At 71.9% G+C, this 17,098-nt stretch carries 10 protein-coding genes; 5 read left to right on the forward strand and 5 right to left on the reverse strand.

The window, feature by feature from the left end; genetic code table 11:
* Window positions 1-16 precede the first annotated feature (16 nt).
* From BGO46_RS14080 to BGO46_RS14100, 5 genes are all read right to left on the reverse strand, one after another.
* Window positions 17-706 (reverse strand): ABC transporter ATP-binding protein, encoded by a 690-nt coding sequence (locus tag BGO46_RS14080; RefSeq protein WP_292674861.1) that lies wholly within the window; start codon window positions 704-706, stop codon window positions 17-19.
* Entirely contained in the window at window positions 699-1,673 is a 975-nt protein-coding gene (locus BGO46_RS14085; RefSeq protein ID WP_292674858.1) for an ABC transporter ATP-binding protein, read from the reverse strand. Before BGO46_RS14085 ends, BGO46_RS14080 begins: the two co-directional genes overlap by 8 nt.
* Entirely contained in the window at window positions 1,673-4,402 is a 2,730-nt protein-coding gene (locus tag BGO46_RS14090; RefSeq protein WP_292674856.1) for an FtsX-like permease family protein, read from the reverse strand. Before BGO46_RS14090 ends, BGO46_RS14085 begins: the two co-directional genes overlap by 1 nt.
* Window positions 4,399-7,071 carry a hypothetical protein gene (locus BGO46_RS14095; protein ID WP_292674851.1) on the reverse strand — a complete coding sequence of 891 codons (2,673 nt, stop codon included), beginning with the start codon at window positions 7,069-7,071 and terminating at the stop codon, window positions 4,399-4,401. The genes BGO46_RS14090 and BGO46_RS14095 overlap by 4 nt, the downstream gene beginning before the upstream one ends.
* Window positions 7,072-7,186: 115 nt before the next feature.
* On the reverse strand, window positions 7,187-10,048 hold the full coding sequence (locus BGO46_RS14100; RefSeq protein ID WP_292674849.1) for a lamin tail domain-containing protein: 2,862 nt from the start codon (window positions 10,046-10,048) through the stop codon (window positions 7,187-7,189).
* A 203-nt stretch (window positions 10,049-10,251) separates the two neighbouring features.
* Between BGO46_RS14100 and BGO46_RS14105 the strand changes: the two genes are divergently transcribed.
* The 5 genes from BGO46_RS14105 to cydC all read left to right on the forward strand — a co-directional run bounded on the left by BGO46_RS14105 (window position 10,252) and on the right by cydC (window position 17,091).
* Window positions 10,252-10,887, forward strand: coding sequence for an ArsR family transcriptional regulator (locus BGO46_RS14105; RefSeq protein ID WP_292674847.1), 636 nt, complete (start codon window positions 10,252-10,254; stop codon window positions 10,885-10,887).
* Window positions 10,888-11,021: 134 nt separating this feature from the next.
* A complete protein-coding gene (locus BGO46_RS14110) occupies window positions 11,022-12,467 on the forward strand; it encodes a cytochrome ubiquinol oxidase subunit I (protein ID WP_292674844.1) in 1,446 nt (481 codons plus the stop codon).
* Window positions 12,468-12,475: 8 nt separating this feature from the next.
* Window positions 12,476-13,507 (forward strand): cytochrome d ubiquinol oxidase subunit II, encoded by a 1,032-nt coding sequence (cydB, locus tag BGO46_RS14115; protein WP_292674842.1) that lies wholly within the window; start codon window positions 12,476-12,478, stop codon window positions 13,505-13,507.
* Window positions 13,508-13,660: 153 nt separating this feature from the next.
* A complete protein-coding gene (cydD, locus tag BGO46_RS14120; protein ID WP_292674840.1) occupies window positions 13,661-15,424 on the forward strand; it encodes a thiol reductant ABC exporter subunit CydD in 1,764 nt (587 codons plus the stop codon).
* Window positions 15,421-17,091 (forward strand): thiol reductant ABC exporter subunit CydC, encoded by a 1,671-nt coding sequence (gene cydC / locus BGO46_RS14125; protein ID WP_292897087.1) that lies wholly within the window; start codon window positions 15,421-15,423, stop codon window positions 17,089-17,091. The genes cydD and cydC overlap by 4 nt, the downstream gene beginning before the upstream one ends.
* Window positions 17,092-17,098: the final 7 nt, after the last annotated feature.

A 17,098-nucleotide genomic window follows, 5' to 3' on the forward strand; every position in this document is an offset into this window, starting at 1 on the left:
GCCGTGCGGCTGACGCTCAGGCCGGCACGGCCTCGCGCAGCACGCCGTCGTGGATCTCGAGCACGCGGTCGGCACGCGCCCGAACCATCGGGTCGTGCGTCGACAGCAGCACCGCGACGCCGTCGTCGCGCGCGATCGAGGCGATGAGGTCGATCATCTGCGCCGCCGTGTGCGAATCGAGCTGGCCCGTCGGCTCGTCGGCGAGCAGGATGCGCGGCGAGCCGGCGAGTGCACGGGCGATGCCGACGCGCTGCTGCTGCCCTCCCGAGAGTTCGCCGGGTCGCTGCCGCGCGTGCGCGGCGAGGCCCACCCGCTCGAGCAGCGAGGCGACGCGCGCCGCGCGCACGGCAGGGTCGACCCCGGCGATCCGCAGCGGCAACTCGACGTTCTCTTCGGCCGATAGGGCGCTGATCAGCCCGAACGACTGGAAGACGTAGCCGAGGTCGTCGCGGCGCACGCGGTCGACGTCGCGCTCAGACGCGCTCGTCACCTCGACATCGCCGACACGCACCGTCCCGGTCGTGACGGGCTGGATGCCCCCGAGCACGTGCAGCAGCGTCGTCTTGCCCGCGCCGGACGGCCCCACGAGCACGACCAGTTCGCCGGCTGACAGCGTCAGCGCGGCATCCGTCAGGGCATGGACGCCGCCGGCGGCCGTGCGGTGCACGACCGAGAGTCCGGATGCCTCGAGCACCAACTCACTCATCGGTTGCTCCCTTCTGCTCGCCCTGGGCGGCGTGCTCGGCCTGTTCGCGCAGGGCGCGCCGCGTGGGCGGCTGGGGCGCGCCCGCGCCCGCGCCAGCGCTCGCGCCCGCATCCCCCGGCCACACCCCGACGTGGTCGGGGTTGAGCTCGAGCCGCACGCGCTCGCGCAGCGAGAGGCGGGTCAGGTATTCGCTCGGCAGCTGCATGCGGCCGACCTTGTCGAGCACGACGAACTCCTGCGCGACGGTGTGCTCGCGCCCTTCGTCGTCGGTGTGCGTCGAGCGGAGCACTTCGGTCGAGGTGCGTCCGTCGCGGATCTGCACCGTGCGCTGCACGTGCTCGGAGACGGCGGCGTCGTGCGTCACGATCAGCGCGGTCGTGCCGAGCTCGCGGTTGACCGTCTCGAAGGTGGCGAGCACGTCGGCGGTCGCGTGTTCGTCGAGGTCACCCGTGGGCTCATCGGCGAGCAGCACACGCGGGTCGTTCGCGAGAGCGACGGCGATCGCGACGCGCTGCTGCTGCCCGCCCGAGAGCTCGGCGGGGCGCCGCGCGGCGACGGCCGCAACGCCAGTGAGCTCGAGCAGCTCCTTCGCTCGTGCCGGGTTCGAGCGGTCGCCGCCGATCGCGCGGGCCAGCTGCACGTTCTCTTCGGCGGAGAGGTAGGGCAGCAGGTTGCGGGCAGTCTGCTGCCAGACGAACCCGACGACCTCGCGTCGGTAGTCGACGCGCTGACGTGCCGAGAGCGTCGTGAGGTCGCGGCCCGCGACCGTCGCCTTGCCCGCCGTGGGCGCGTCGAGCGCGGACAGGATCGACAGCAGCGTCGATTTGCCCGAGCCGGATGCCCCGACGAGTGCGACGAGCTCGCCACGGTCGATGCGCAGGTCGAGTCCCTGCAGGGCCTGCACCTCGATGTCGGCGACGGCGAAGATGCGCACCAGTCCTTCGCAGACGATGTCGGGTTCGGTCATCAGTCCTCCTCCGTTCTCAGCACGGTGGCGATCGAAGTGGTTCGGGCAGAGGCGACGCCGGCGACGACGGCGATGCCCAGCGCGACGATCACGGCCGCGATCAGGCTTCCGCTCAGCAGCGGGTCGACCGTGAGTGCCGGCTGGGCGCCGCCGCCGGTGAACGGTCGCAGGTCGATCGAGACGACCACGAGCAGGGGCAGCACCGCTCCCAGGATCATCCCGCCGACAAGCGCCGTGATGCCCAGTGGTGCGAACTCCCACGCGACGATCCCGCGGGCGCGGCGCCGGTCGAGGCCCATCGTGCGCAGCAGGGCGATCACGCGCGAACGCGCGTCGCGCGCGACGCCGGCGACCAGCAGCAGGGCGATGACCGACAGCAGTCCCGCGACGCCGAGGGCCGACAGCAGCACGAACCGCAGGGCCGTGACGGCCGGCGAGGCCTGGATCTCGGCGGTCGAGTCGGTGAGGAACCGCACCGTGTGGTTCTGGCCGATGATCTCGCTCAGGGCGTCGGCGACGGCGTGCACGTCGGCCCCTGCCGTGATATCCACGAGGACGGTGCGCGGATAGAAGCCGAGCCCGGTGAGGGCGGTGTAGTCGGATGCCGCGAGCACGACGAACTCGCTCGTGCCGGCCATCCCGAGCAGCTCGTCGACGGTGGCCACGGCCTGCGCGGGGCGGTTCTGCACGGTCGTCACCCCTCCCGTCTCTTCGGTGACGGCGGTCGACACCGCGACCTGCAGCGGGTCGGATCCGGCGGCCAGTCCGCCGGGGAACGCACCGACGAAGCCGCGCTGGGCGGCGGCGAGGCGATCGGGTTCGGTGACGAGAGCGAGCACAGACGCCCGCCCGCCGGGCCCCGTGACGGTGAGGTAGTCGCCGCGCAGGATGCCGACGGCATCCGTCACCCCGTCGACCTCGCGCAGTCGGTCGATCGTCGCCTGCTCGAAGTAGGGGCCGGCGATGCGGATGTCGGCCCCGACGTCGCGCTGCGCGGCGACGACGGCGCCGCGGTCGACGGTGGCCAGCACGACGGAGGAGAACACCGCGATCGCGACGGCGACGACCATCGCGAGCACGGCCGTCGTGCCCGCCGCGGGGTCGCGCAGGCTGCGGGCGGCGCCGACGAGGCCGACCACCCCGCGCCCGCGCTTCGCGGCGGCGAAAGCGGCCGCGATCGGCAGCGGGTGCAGGCGCACGACGATGAGCGCGAGCGCGACGGTCGCGAGCAACGGCGCCGCGATGACGAGCGGATCGATCGTCGTCGTGCCCGAGCCGACGCCGCGCAGCACGAGCTGGACGACGGCGACGACGGCGAGCAGCCCGACGATCGCCTCGGCGATGCGCGTCCAGCGGCTGCGCACGGGGGCATCCAGATCCGACCGGCCGCGCTCGAGCAGCGCGGGGCGCAGGGTCAGCGCAAGCGCGAGGCCCGGCGCCGCCCCGACGAGCACGGCGAGCGCCGTCGGCATCCATCCCGCGTCGTTCGCGGTGACAAGCACGCCGACACCCGCGCCGATGACCGCCGCGGGCACACCCAGCAGCACGCCCTCGCCCAGCAGCAGGCGGCGCAGTCGCGAGAGCGGCGCGCCACGCGCCGACAGCAGGGCGAGGTCGGTGCGGCGGCGGCGCACGATGAGTGCCGCCGCGAGCACGATGAGCGCGACGCTGACGGCGAGCGGTCCGACGGCGGCGACGGCGAGGATCGCGCTGGCCGCGCCCGAGCGCCCGAGCGCCGTCGACAGGACGGTCTCGAGGTCGGACGACAGTCGCACGCGCAGCTGCCCGGACTCGTCGAGCGGGATCGACGCCGAGGTCGCGCCGCGCACGGCGGCGAGCAGTTCCGTGGGGTCGACGCCGCGCGCAGCATCGGCGTCGACGGGGTACCACAGCGTGATCTGCGAGCCGCCGAGCTGGCCAGACACGCGCTCCCACGTGCCGGCCGGCACCCACGCCGCGGCCGTCGCGCGCGGGCGCGAGTTGCCGTCGTCGAACACCGTCGCCGTCAGCGCGGTCGGCAGATGCAGCCACCGGTCGGCGGCGGGGTCGACGGCGGTGAAGGTGCCGGCCAGCACGAAGGCCGGCGCATCCGGCCACCATCCGTCGCTCAGGTTCCGCGCGTTGGCCGGAACGCGGCGCTGCTCGCCGACCGTCCAGCCCATCGTCGCCGCGGCGTCAGCGCTCAGCACGATGCCGATCGGGCTGTCGCCGCCGTCCCACGCCTGCGGCCATGCACCCTCGACCAGCGTCATCTGCGCTGTCGCAGTCGGTTCCGACAGCAGCTGGATGACGGCGAACGGCGCATCCGCCGGCTGGGCGGGCTCGGCGTCGCCCGGCACGACGACCAGACCCGTCGCCTTGTACTCGGCGAACTGCGCGGGCGAAGTGAGATCGCGCAGCACGGGATCGAACCCGTCGCGCGCGTTCTCAAGCTGCTCCGCGACGGCGCCGAAGACGTCGGATGCCCCCGGGTCCCAACCCTCGGTCGACACGTCGCCGGGGCCGAAGGCCGGGGCATCCAGCGCCGTGCCGGACAGGTCGCGTGAGGTCGGAGCCACCCCGCCCAGCTGGTGCGACACCTCGGCGCGCACGACGCCGACGAGGGCGCGCGGCGCCGCCGCGACGACGAACGCGGCCAGGGCCGTCAAGGCGATGATCACGAGTGCGGCGCTGCGTGGGGTCGCGAAGCGGCGGCGGGTCAGGGCGAACAGGCCGGGTGAGGTGCTCATTCGTCACCTCGCAGGGGTGCGGCGAGTGCGCGTGGCACGCGCACCGACGCCATCACCAGGCCGCACAGCGCGGCGAACACGCCCACCGTCACGGCGAGCAGCGGCAGGTTCCAGACGAGCGGAACGGGGTATCCGTCCGGCACCGTGCCGTAGGCCGCGCGCACGAGCGGCGGCACGATCAGCCAGGCCGTCACGACGCCGGCGACGAGCCCACCGACGATCCCCATCGCGAGCGCCGTGAGGTCTTCTGCGACGCGCACGCGGCCGGCGCGGCGCCGGCCGAGCCCCAGGACTGCCAGCAGCGCGAGCTCGCGCGCGTCGGCCGGCGTGCGCGAGCGGCGCAGCCAGAGCACGACGAGGGCGAGGACGGCGCCACCGACCGCCGCGAGCAGGAACAGCCAGCTGGTCGCGGCCGCGGCCGACCCCTGACGCGGATCGGCGACGAGCACCGTCGGGCCGGAGTAGGCGTCCGAGACCGCTGCCGCGACGGCATCCGGATCATCGGCCTGAACCCACACCTGATTGGCGATCACGGGAACGGTCGACAGGAACGCGAGCGTGTCGAAGCCTGCCAGCATGCCCTGGCCGGTCGGGGTGCCCGGCAACACGGGCACGGTCTGCGCGAGCGTGACGGACGCATCGAAGTCGGGTCCGTCGAAGGCGAGGTCGAGCGTGTCACCGACATCGAGACTCAGCGACGCGGCGAGCTCGGCCGTCATGACGACCGGTGCCGACGTAGGCGCGTCCGGCGCCATCGCGCGCGTGAGCAGCGCCGTGCCGCGATCGCTGTACGTCGGCGCGAGCGTGAGGATGCCGTCGTCGACGGTGACCGCACCCGCGGTGCCGGGCGCCGCGACCATCGACGCGAGATCAAGCGCCGCACCACCACTGGTCGCTGTGACGCCCAGAACACCGTCGCTGTACGTGAAGCCGGTCGGCGACGCCGACACCGCCAGCAGCGTCCAGGTCGATCCGGTCGGCAGCGCGATGTGCTCGTGGTGTTCGGCGTCGACGTCGACCGACGAGAACGCCGCGACGTCGCCGGCAGGGGCCTCGGTCAGCGTCCCGTTCAGGAACGTCGTCTCCCACACTGCGCCCGCGTCGGAGACGAACGTGAGCCGGATGCTCGCGAGGGTCGCGCTCTGCGGGAACGACTCGCCGCCGAGCTCGCGGGGCGGAGGCACGGGAGCCGTGACTGTGACATCGACGGCGTCGCCGCTGATCGGGATGCCCACCCCCTGCGGCAGCGCGAGCGCGGATGCCAGCTCTGCGGGGTCGAGCGTGCCGCCGGCATCCAGCAGGACGGCGCCGATCTCCGTGCTCTCGATCGCGACGACCGGGATGCGTGTGGCCGCCTGCGCGCTGAACCCCCGCGCGAGCGCCGCTGTCTGCGCTCCTGCAGCGACGGCGGTGTCGGCGACGTCGTGCGCATCGATCGTGTCGGGGATCGTCGTGACCCGCACGTCGGCGCCGACCCGCAGCGCTTCGGGGGCGTCGCCAAGCGTGCGCACCGTGCCGACGTACGCGCTCGCGATGACGGCGATGCCGACGGTGAATGCGACGACCGTGATCGGCAGCGCGTGCCGCCCCGGCCGCCGCGACGCAAGCCGCAGCGCCGTGACGGGAAGCACGCCGCGCGCGCCAGAGGTGGATGCCGCAGCGATGCGCGTCACCGGCGACGCCGCCATCACCGCGACGACGGCCGACAGCCCCAGCACGAGCGCGGGGCCGATCGCGACGAGCGGGTCGATCGTGCCGCCGCGGCCGACGGGAGTGCCCGCCTCGGCGAACCGCCAGGCCGCAAGCCCCGTGAGCACGGCCAGGATGACGGCGGCGCCCGCGAACACGGCGACCTGCGCGCGGGTGCGCGGAGCGTCGACGCCGCGCGCCGTGACGATCGCGGCGACGAGCGTCGCCGTCAGGGCGACCGCGAGCGCGATGACGCCTGCGAACAGGATGCCGGGTGAGGGCAGCGTCAGCACCGGGGCGAGCAGCACGACCACCGCGGCGCCGACAGCCGCGCCGAGGATCGCCACGGAAAGCGCCTCGACGGCCGCACCCACGCTCAGCGTGCGACGCCGAGCGCCGCGGGCGCGCAGCAGCTGCGACTCGCCCGCGCGCACGCGCACCGGCTCGAGGGCGACCGCGCCGACCACGACGACGGCGAGCAGACCCACGAAACCGATCGCGACCACGGCCGGGCCGCGGCGTGTCTGGAGGCCCTCTTCGATGTCGTCGAGGGTGATCGACAGGCCACCGGTCACCTGAACGCGCCCCTCGACGGCATCCGGAATCGCATCGAGCGCGGCCGTGAGCGCTGTCACCTCGCCGCCGGTGAACCGCGTGGCATCCGGAGTGATCACGACACGCCCGTCTTCGGTCGTCACGACGACCGCGTCGACTCCGTGCCCCGCCAGGACGCTGCGCACGGCTGTCTCGAGCGCGGCCACGTCATCACCCGAGACGCGAGCGACGCCGCGGTCACCCGTCGTCGCGGCGAGCACCGCGCGCACATCCTGCGCTTCGACGGCGCGCAGCGCGGCGACGAGTCCGACCACGAGAGCGGCGGCGACCGCGGCGGTCACGGCGAGGGCCACCAGCGGCGGCACGGCCGCACGTGCCCGCGCCCACGCGAAGCGGATGCCGCCGAAGCGGCCCCCGAGCCTCACGCGTGTCCTCGCACCTTTGCACCCTAACCGGTGCCATAGCCGACGCAGGGGAACCCCCGACCCTTCGGTCGGGGGTTCCCCTGCCGGTAGGCCGCGCTCAGGCGGTCTCAGGCGGTCACGCGCGCTGCGTGCGCCGTGCGCGACGCACAAGGGCCGCACCGATCGCGAACGCCACGACCGCGGCGATCGCGAGGGTGCCCTGCGCTGCACCGTCGCCACCGGTCGTGGCGAGGGTGGCGACGGCCGTCACGGTGATCTCCGTCCAGCCGATGACGGCTCCCGAGGCATCCGTCACGACGATGCGGTGCTGCCCGGTCGGCACGGATGCCGGGATCGCGACCGACACCGTGTGCGCCGTCGTCACGGTCGCCGCGCCGAGGTCGGTCGGCGTGGAGAACAGCCACACGTGCACGCTCTGCCCCGGCGCCGCGGCCGGCACTGTGAGCGTCACCGTCGAGCCGGCGACGGCACTCGCCGGGCCGGTCAGCCCGCCGCGCGTGGCGGCGGTGAGGTCGTCCGTCGAGGGGGCCTCACTGCCGGTTGCAGGCAGCGTCGCGGTCGGGCTCGGCGTGGCCGTCGGCGCGGGCGTCGCGGTGGGTTCGGCCGTGGCCGTCGGCTCAGGCGTCGCCGTCGGCTCGGGTGTAGCCGTTGCTGTGGGCTCCGGCGTTGCCGTTGCCGTCGGCTCCGGCGTTGCAGTCGCCGTCGGCTCCGGCGTGGGCGTCGCCGTCGGCTCGGGCGTGGGCGTCGTGCCGGTGGTGCAGTTCAGCGTGCCGCTGCGCAGCGAGAATCCGTCGGTGTCGTTGTCGTCGGCGTAGAAGGTCTGCGCGACGCCATCGACGCACTCGGCGCCGATCGCGAAGCCCTCGTTGGCGACGTTGGCCGCGTTCGCGGGGCGTGCGTAGACGTGGGTCGGAACGAAAGCACCGCTCTCGTCGATCTCGTACGTCGCCGTGCGGCCGTCACAGGCCTCGTCGCAGACGACCCACAGCAGGTCGCGGTCGAACTGCACGTCGGCGACGAGCGCGAACGGCGTCGCGATCGTCGCGACACGGGCGAAGCCACCGTCCTCCTGCAGCGCGTAGGCGTACACCGACGCCGTGCCCTCGACTCCGACGAAGAACAGGCCGTCGCCGTGGTCGGGGTAGCTCGCGGGGTCGTACGCCGCGGCCGTGCGCTCGTCGGTGAAGCCCTGCGCGACCAACCACGCGTCCGAGATCCACGTGACGCCCTCAAGCCCCGCGTTGGCGCCCAGGCCCGGGAAGTCCGCGGCGAGGTTCCACTCGGCCTCGGCCACCAGCTCGTCGCCCGCGTCCGACGGGTCGAAGCGCAACACAGCGGGACGGCTGACCGACCCCTGATCGTTGTTGCGCTCGCTCGAGACGTAGACGCGGTCACCGAGCGCCGTCACGCCCTCGGCGTCGACCGTGCCGGTGCCGTCGGCGTAGCGCAGCTTGCGGCCGTCCTCCCAGCCGGATGCCGGGGCGAAGTCCGCGCCCTCGAGTCGGTAGAGCAGTCCGTCGCCGTTCTGCACGGCCCACAGGCCGCCGTCGGCGTAGTCGAGGCCGCTGAGGTCGCCGCTCGGGAAGGTGTCGGCTTCATCGAGCACCGTGACGTCGACACCGCCCGGCCACGTCTCGACGACGAGCTCGCCGGCGCAGCGGTTCGCGGCGCCCTTGGTCGCCGCCTCGGTCACACCGAAGTCGCCGACGGCGTCGGGGCAGCGGCCCCACGTCGTCGCCGCGTGCGTGGTCCACGACGTGGCATCCAGCTCGGTGGTGCCGTCGGTGTCGAACAGGTGCACTTCGTCTTCGCCGCCGAGGCCGTAGCCGAAGTCGGCCTCCTCCAGCACGAGGTAGCCGCGCGCGGCGATCGTGGTGTCGGCCGGAATCTCGTAACGGTGCGACGCCTTCGTCACGTCGGCATCGGTCACGATGAGTCCGCTCGCGTCGAGGTCGCTGTCGCTGAGGTTGACGAGCTCGATCCAGTCACCCGGCGTGCCGCCGCTGGACTCGACCTCGTTGATCGCGATGGGCAGCGAGCAGTTGTTCGACTCGCCCTTCGTCGAGACTGTCGTCTCGCGCAGCACGCCGACGCCGTCGGGGCACAGCCCGTAGGTGATCGTCGCGTGCGTGGTCCATGACGCCTCGGCGATGAGCGTCTCACCGTCGGGCGCAAACAGACGCACCTTGTCCTCACCACCGAGCCCGAAGTCGAACCCGGGGTCGTGCGCCGTCAGCTGGTCGACGAGCAGGATGCCCTGAGCCGGGACGATCGAGCCGGTCGGCAGGTCGTAGCGGTGGTCGTCGTCGTTGTCGCGGACGATGAAGCCGCTGATGTCGATCGGGGCATCCGTCGTGTTGTACAGCTCGAACCAGTCGGTGTCATCGCCGTTGGACTCGACCTCGTTGACGACGAGCGCACCCGCCGCCGGCAGGTCGGCGCTCGACGTCGGCGTGGGGGTCGGGCTCAACGTCTCGGTCGGCGTGGGAGTCGACGTCGCGCAGTCGTTGGCCGCACCCGGGGTTGCAGACACCGTCGTGGTGAAGGCGCTGACGCCGTCGGGACAGCGCCCGTACGTCGTCGCCGCGTGGTCCGTCCAGCTATAGGAGTCGACGAGCGTCGTCGCGTCGGGCAGGAACAGGCGCGCGGCATCGGCACCGCCCAGACCGAAGCTCATCGTCGGCTCGGAGTACACGTAGAACTCACCGGGCTGAAGGATCGTATCGGCCGGGATGGCGTCGGTGCGCTTGTCGTTGTCGTCCTTGAGGACCCAGCCGGAGATGTCGACCGGTGCGCTCGATGCGTTGACGAGTTCGATCCAGTCGACGTTCGCGACCTTGTCGTTGGACTCGATCTCGTTGATGACGACGCCAGGCTCGGCGGCTTGTGCGGGCAGCACGACGACAGCAGTCGCCGCGACGACAGCGGCTGCAGCTGCCGCGGCGCCCAGGCGGAAGGGCAAACGGGGAGAGGGCATCTCGCTCCAGGGGGCTCGGTCCGGACTCGGACGCGTGACGGGTGGGCACGCATGCGCGCGCCCTCGTGACACTGTCGGGGCAAGAAGAACGAGAGACAGATGGCGGGTGAACGGATGCCTAATCCGCGCCTTCCTGGCGGCCGGAAGAAACCCACTCCTTTCGGAGGTGGCGCGCCGCGGAAATCCCGTGAATAATGTGTGGCATGACCACAGGTCGCCCCGCGGGGTACAGCGCCATTTCCAACTACTCGCGCGTCGAGATCCTCCACCTTGTACAGGAGCAGCCTCGTCGCACTGTCGCCGAGCTCGTCGACGCGACAGACCTTCACCCGAACACGGTGCGTGAGCACCTGCAGCGGCTGATCGACGACGGCTACGTCGTGTCGGCCAGCGAGCACCGCACGACACGGGGCCGGCCGCGGGTGCTCTACAGCGCCACCGACGGCATCAACTCGCACAGCCCCGTGCAGCACCGGCGCGTGCGCGCCGCCGCCGAGCGCGGCGACCTCATGCGGCGGGTGCTCCCCGGCAGCACACCCGACCTCGACACCGCGGCACTGCACCAGATCGACGCGCTCGTCGAAGACCTCGTCGACGCCGGCTTCGACCCCCTCGTCGACGAGCGCGAGCTCACGGTCGAGTTGACCCCGTGCGCGCAGGCATCGGCACAGGCCGACCACCGCGAAGTGCTGTGCAGCGTGCACCTGGGCATCATGCAGAGTGTGCTGAGCTCGGCCGACGGACCCCTGTCGGTCGACGGCATGCGCTCGTCGTGCGACCCGCGCGAGTGCATCGTGCAGCTGCTGCACTCGGCGCAGCGCGTGCCGCAGCAGGCGTGATCTCGCCCGCTTTGCGCGGCGGCAAGCCGCACGGGGTTATTCACGGCCGCCCGTCTTCTGTCCTGAGAACAGGCTGTGTACCTTCAGTCGAAGGGAAGACCGGCCCGTCTCGGCCGGCATGAGGAAGGACCGCGATGGACTTCTTGGATCCACTGCTGCTGGCCCGTTGGCAGTTCGGCCTGACGACGCTGTACCACTTCATCTTCGTTCCGCTGACGCTCGGCATGTCGCTGTTCGTCGCGATCTTCCAGACGATGTGGGTGCGCACCGCGAACGTGAAGTGGCTGCACCTGACGCGCTTCTTCGGCAAGATCTTCCTGATCAACTTCGCGATGGGCATCGTCACCGGCATCGTGCAGGAGTTCCAGTTCGGCATGAACTGGTCGAGCTACTCGCGCTTCGTCGGTGACGTCTTCGGCGCTCCCCTCGCCTTCGAGGGCCTGATGGCCTTCTTCTTCGAAGCGACCTTCATCGGGCTGTGGATCTTCGGCTGGAATAAGCTGCCCCGAGGCATCCACCTCGCCACGATCTGGATCACCGTGGCCGGTACCTGGATGTCGGCGTACTTCATCCTCGCCGCCAACGCCTTCATGCAGAACCCGCTGGGCTACCAGATGTCCACCGAGGGGCACCGCGCCGAGATGGCCGACTTCTGGCAGGTGCTGACCAACCCCGTCGCCCTCACGCAGCTGCCGCACACGCTCTCGTCGGCGATCATGTTCGCCGCGGGTGTCATGATCGCCGCCTCCGCATGGCAGCTGGCGCGCGGGCAGAACATCGAGACGATGCGCACGTCGCTGCGCTTCGGACTGTGGGCGATGATCGCCGGGTTCGCCGCGACGGCACTCTCGGGCGACCAGCTGGGCCTGGTCATGGTCGAGACCCAGCCCATGAAGATGGCAGCCGCCGAAGCGATGTTCAACTCGGCGTGCGGGGCGGATGCCTCGTTCTCGATCTTCTCGATCGGCACGCCCGACGGCACGGGCGAGATCTGGTCATTGCGCGTGCCCTACGTGCTGGCCTTCCTGTCGACGCACGACTTCAACGGTTGCGTCGAAGGCATCAACGACCTGAACCTGCTCTACACGCAGGAGATGTTCCCGCAGTTCGCCGACCAGGTCGACGGCAACTTCGCGCCGATCCTGTGGGTCACGTACTGGTCGTTCCGCTGGATGATGGGCTTCGGCGGTCTCGCGACGCTCATCGCGGTCGTGGGCCTCTGGGTCACTCGCAAGAACGCCAAGCGCCCCGTCGCGGGCTGGATGTGGAAGATCGCGATCTGGCAGGCGCCGCTCGCACTGCTCGGCATCCTCGTCGGCTGGATCTTCACCGAGATGGGCCGCCAGCCCTGGATCGTGTTCGGGCTCATGCTCACCGAGGACGGCGTCTCGCCGAACGTGCCGGGCTGGACCGTGCTGATCTCGCTGATCGCCTTCACGCTGATCTACCTCGCGCTCGCGATCGTCGAGTTCGGGCTGATCTTCAAGACCGTGCGCGAAGGCCCCGCGCCGCTGCCCGCCCCGGGTGAACCCGATCCCACCGACGTGTCTGTCGAAGACACCCCGTCGACGGTGTACTAGGAGCTGACATGGACCTCGCAACCCTCTGGTTCTTCATCGTCGGAGTTCTCTTCGTCGGCTACTTCACCCTCGACGGCTTCGACTTCGGTGTCGGCATGTCGCTGCCCTTCCTCGGCAAGGACGAGGTCTCGCGCCGTCAGGTGATCAACACGATCGGCCCCGTGTGGGACCTCAACGAGACGTGGGTCATCGTCGCCGGTGCGTGCCTGTTCGCCGCGTTCCCCGAGTGGTACGCCACGCTGTTCAGCGGCTTCTACCTGCCGCTGCTGCTGATCCTGCTCGCACTGATCCTGCGCGGTGTCTCGTTCGAGTACCGGCACCAGCGTGAGGATGCCACGTGGAAGCGCCGCTTCGACTGGATGATCACGATCGGCTCGGCCGCCCCCGCACTGCTGTGGGGTGTCGCCGTCGGCAACATCGTGCAGGGCGTACCGATCGATGCCGACAAGAACTTCACCGGGTCGCTGCTGACGCTGCTCAACCCGTACGGCCTGTGGGTGGGCGTCACGACGCTGCTGCTGTTCTTCCTGCACGGCGTGTACTTCGTGGGACTCAAGACCGACGGCCAGGTGCACCACGACGCGCAGGCGCTCGGCAAGAAGCTCGCGATCCCGACCGTGATCTTCGCCGCGGGCACGGTCGTGTGGACGATCATCATCGCCGCGGGCCGCGAGGCGCCGCTGCTGTGGGCCGTGATCGCCGCCGGCGTCATCGCCGCTGTGGCACTCTTGGCATCCGTCTTCTTCAACTGGATCGACCGTGACGGTCGCGCGTTCGCGGCGGGGGCGGTGACGATCGTGTTCGCCGTGCTCACGCTGTGGCTGGCGCTGTTCCCGTACGTCATGCCGGCGTCCAATGATCCGGCGAACAGCCTCACGATCGCGAACGCCTCTTCGACGCAGACGACGCTCGAGATCATGAGCTGGGCCGCGCTGATCTTCCTGCCGCTCGTGCTCGCGTACCAGGGCTGGACCTACTGGATCTTCCGCAAGCGCATCACCCGCACCATGATCGAGCAGGCCGAGGTCGCCGCGCACTGAGTCGCCGGGCGCGGCCCCGCGCCGCTCCCCGTGGCGCCGAGTGCGCCGGTTCGTGTCGAGTGCGCCGGTTGTGGCGCACCAGGAACGGGCGCACTCGGCACTACCGGGCGCACTCGGGGCGGAGAACCCACATCAGTGAGGCAGGATCGAAGCATGGCATCCGAGGCGAGACCGACGCGTGTGCGCCCGGTCGACCCGCGTCTCGTGCGGTACGCGGCGGCGTCGCGCGGGTTCTTCGTCGCGATCGCGGCGATCGGGGTCGCGCAGACGGCCGTCGTCATCGCGTTCGCGTGGCTGCTGACCCGCGCCGTCACACGCGTGATCGAAGGGATGCCTTGGGCTGAGCTCACCGGCATCCTGTTCTGGCTCGGCGTCACCGTCGCGATCCGCGCGCTGCTGATCTGGGCGCGCGAGGCGGCGTCGGCGCGCGCCGCGGCGCGGGTGCAGCTGCAGCTGCGCGAGCAGCTGGTCGGCGCCGTGGGCAAGCTCGGCCCGGGCTGGCTCGCGGGCCGCAGCACGGCGAAGCTCGCCGTCACCGCCGGGCGTGGGCTCGAAGCGCTGGATGCCTACTTCGGCAGATATCTGCCCCAGCTCGTGCTCACGGTCATCGCGACCCCGGTGCTCGTCGCCGTCATGTGGTGGCAGGACTGGATCTCGGGGCTCACGGTGCTCATCACACTGCCCCTGATCCCCCTGTTCATGGTGCTGATCGGCCTCGCGACCCGCACGGTGCAGCAGAAGCAGTGGCAGACGCTCGGACAGCTCGCCGCGCGCTTCGCCGACACCGTGCAGGGCCTGTCGACCCTCAAGGTCTTCGGCCGCCAGCACCGCGCCGCGACCTCGATCGAGAAGGTCACCGACACGTATCGCGGCGAGACGATGCGCGTGCTGCGCGTGTCGTTCCTGTCGGGGTTCGCGCTCGAGCTGCTGGCATCCATCTCAGTCGCGATCGTCGCGGTGTCGATCGGATTCCGCCTGCTCGACGGATCGCTCGCCCTGCCCGTGGGACTGTTCGTGCTGCTGCTCGCGCCCGAGGCGTACCTGCCGCTGCGGCAGGTCGGCGTGCAGTTCCACGCCGCCGCCGAGGGCGTCGCCGCGACGGAGGACGTGTTCGCGGTGCTCGATGAGGCCCGCGCGGTCGCGGCCGGGCCCGCGAGCCGGCCTGCAGCTCGGCCTGCAGCTCGGGAGGAGATTTCGCTTCCGGAGGGCCAGATCGGGGCATCCACTCCTCCCGAACGGAAATCTCCTCCCGAAGTGCAGGCCGGGCACCTCGAGGTACGCGACCTGAGCGTGCGTCGCGGCGAGCTGGTGCTGCCGCCCGTGACGTTCACGGCGGCGCCCGGCACGGTGACCCTCATCGAGGGGCCGAGCGGATCGGGCAAGTCGAGCCTGCTCGCCGCGCTGCGCGGTGCGGCCCGCTTCGACGGCGACGCGACGGTCGATGGGATGCCCGTGACAGGGCTCTCCCCCGCGACGTGGCTCGCGTGGGCGGGCCAGCAGCCCGGGCTCATCGCCGGGACGGTGGCGGAGAACGTCGCGCTCGGGGATGCGGGGGACAGCCCCTCGACAAGCTCGGGGACCACGATCGCGCGCGCCCTGCAGCTCGCGCAGGCGGGCGAGCTCGACCAGGCCCGCGAGCTCGGCGTGCAGGGGGCTGGCCTCTCGGGCGGGCAGGCGCAGCGCGTGGCGGTCGCCCGCGCGATCTACCGCCACCTGCGCGGGCTCGCGCCGGTGCTCGCCCTCGACGAGCCGAGCTCGGCCCTCGACGCCGATACCGAGGGCGCGCTGTGGCGCAACGTGCGGGCACTGGCCGATGCCGGTGCCACGGTCCTGCTCGTCTCGCACCGGCGCAGCGCGCGCGAGATCGCCGATCAGGTCGTGACCCTCGCCGCGCGCACCGTGGAGGTGGTCTCGTGACGACCGCGACCGACATCCTGCGCCGCGCGATGCCGCCGCTGCGACGGTTCTGGCCGGGGGCCGCGTCGGGGTTCCTGTCCGAGGCATCCGCCGTGGCTCTGCTCGCCTGCAGCGCGTGGCTCATCGTGCGCGCGAGTGAGCAGCCGGCCGTCATGTACCTGTCGGCGGCTGTCGTCGGGGTGCGCGCGTTCGCGCTCAGCCGCGCCGCGTTCCGCTACACCGACCGCCTCGCGAGCCACGACGCGGCCCTGCGCCAGCTCGCCGTGACCCGCACCGATCTGGTGCGCCGGCTCATCCCGCTCGCTCCCGACGGGCTGACGCGCACGCGCCGCGGGTCGGTGCTGGGCGCCCTCGTCGACGACGTCGACGATCTGCAGAACCTGCCGCTGCGCGTGGTGCTGCCGCTCGTGTCGTCGGCCGCCGTCGCGATCGGTGCTGTCATCCTCGTCGCTCTCGTGTGGTGGCCTGCCGCCCTCACCCTGCTCGCGTGTCTCGTCGTCGCCACGATCGCCGCGACCGCGTGGGGCTGGGCATCGGGCTCGCGCGCCGAGCGCGCCATCGCGCCGTTGCGCGCACGCCTCGCCGATGCTGTGCTCGATCACCTCGCGAGCCTCGATGTGCTCGTCGCGTTCGGGGCCGAGCGGGCGAGCGCCGAACGCATCGCACAGGCCGATGCGGCGCTCCGCCGCGCCGTCGTCCGCCGTGCCGGAGCGCAGGCCGGCACGGCCGCGGTCGTCTCGCTCGCCGCCGGAGCTGCGTCTCTGTTCGCGGTCATCGCCACCGTCCCGGCGCTCGGATCGGGCACGATCACAGCCCCCGCCTTCGCCGTCGCGGTACTCGTGCCGATGGCCGTTTTCGAGGTGTTCGCGGCGGTGCCGGCCGCGGCGGCGTCATGGCGGCAGGTGCGCGCCTCCGCCGAGCGGATCGCTCAGGCCATCCCCGACGAGATCCCCGCGGGCATCCCATCGGAGGTCACTCCCGCTGCCACGGGCGACGCACCCGCGCTCGGCACAGGCCTCGCCCTGCGTGGCGTCCACGCCCAGTGGCCGGGTGGCGCAGGCGACAGTCTGCACGGCGTCGACCTCGAGGTGGGCCGCGGCGAGCGCGTCCTCGTCGTGGGGTCGAGTGGTGCCGGCAAGACGACCCTCGCGCACGTGCTCGTGCGGTTCCTCGACACGACCGCGGGTGGTTACATGATCGGCGGTGTCGACGTCGCGACGCTCGCCGCCGACGATGTCCGCCGCACTGTGGGCCTCTGCGAGCAGCACCCGATGCTGTTCGACGAGGACATCCGCCAGAATCTGCTGTTCGCGCGCGACACGGCAACGGATGCCGAGCTCGAGGCCGTGCTCGGCCGCGTCGGCCTCGGCGACTGGCTGCACGAGCGCGGCGGCCTGGACGCCCGCGTCGGCGAGCGCGGCGCGCTCGTGTCGGGCGGGCAGGCCCAGCGCATCGCCCTCGCGCGGGCGCTGCTGCGCGGCTTCCCGGTGCTCGTGCTCGACGAGCCGACGGCGGGCGTCGACGCGGATGCCTCGGACGCCCTGCTCACCGACCTGCTGACCGCCGTCGACGGCGACCAGGCAGTCGTGCTGATCTCGCACGTCGCGGTGCCCGCAGGTCTCGTCGACCGCACCGTACGCCTCGAGGCAGGCCGCCTGCACGGCTGACGCAGTC

The organism is Microbacterium sp. 70-16 (assembly GCF_001898315.1).
Lineage (GTDB): Bacteria > Actinomycetota > Actinomycetes > Actinomycetales > Microbacteriaceae > Microbacterium.

Excerpts from the sequence above, each read along its gene's own strand:
- BGO46_RS14080 (WP_292674861.1), bottom strand. The coding sequence starts at position 706 with ATGAGTGAGTTGGTGCTCGAGGCATCCGGACTCTCGGTCGTGCACCGC.
- BGO46_RS14085 (WP_292674858.1), bottom strand. The coding sequence starts at position 1,673 with ATGACCGAACCCGACATCGTCTGCGAAGGACTGGTGCGCATCTTCGCC.
- BGO46_RS14090 (WP_292674856.1), bottom strand. The coding sequence starts at position 4,402 with ATGAGCACCTCACCCGGCCTGTTCGCCCTGACCCGCCGCCGCTTCGCG.
- BGO46_RS14100 (WP_292674849.1), bottom strand. The coding sequence starts at position 10,048 with ATGCCCTCTCCCCGTTTGCCCTTCCGCCTGGGCGCCGCGGCAGCTGCA.
- BGO46_RS14105 (WP_292674847.1), top strand. The coding sequence starts at position 10,252 with ATGACCACAGGTCGCCCCGCGGGGTACAGCGCCATTTCCAACTACTCG.
- BGO46_RS14110 (WP_292674844.1), top strand. The coding sequence starts at position 11,022 with ATGGACTTCTTGGATCCACTGCTGCTGGCCCGTTGGCAGTTCGGCCTG.
- cydB (WP_292674842.1), top strand. The coding sequence starts at position 12,476 with ATGGACCTCGCAACCCTCTGGTTCTTCATCGTCGGAGTTCTCTTCGTC.
- cydD (WP_292674840.1), top strand. The coding sequence starts at position 13,661 with ATGGCATCCGAGGCGAGACCGACGCGTGTGCGCCCGGTCGACCCGCGT.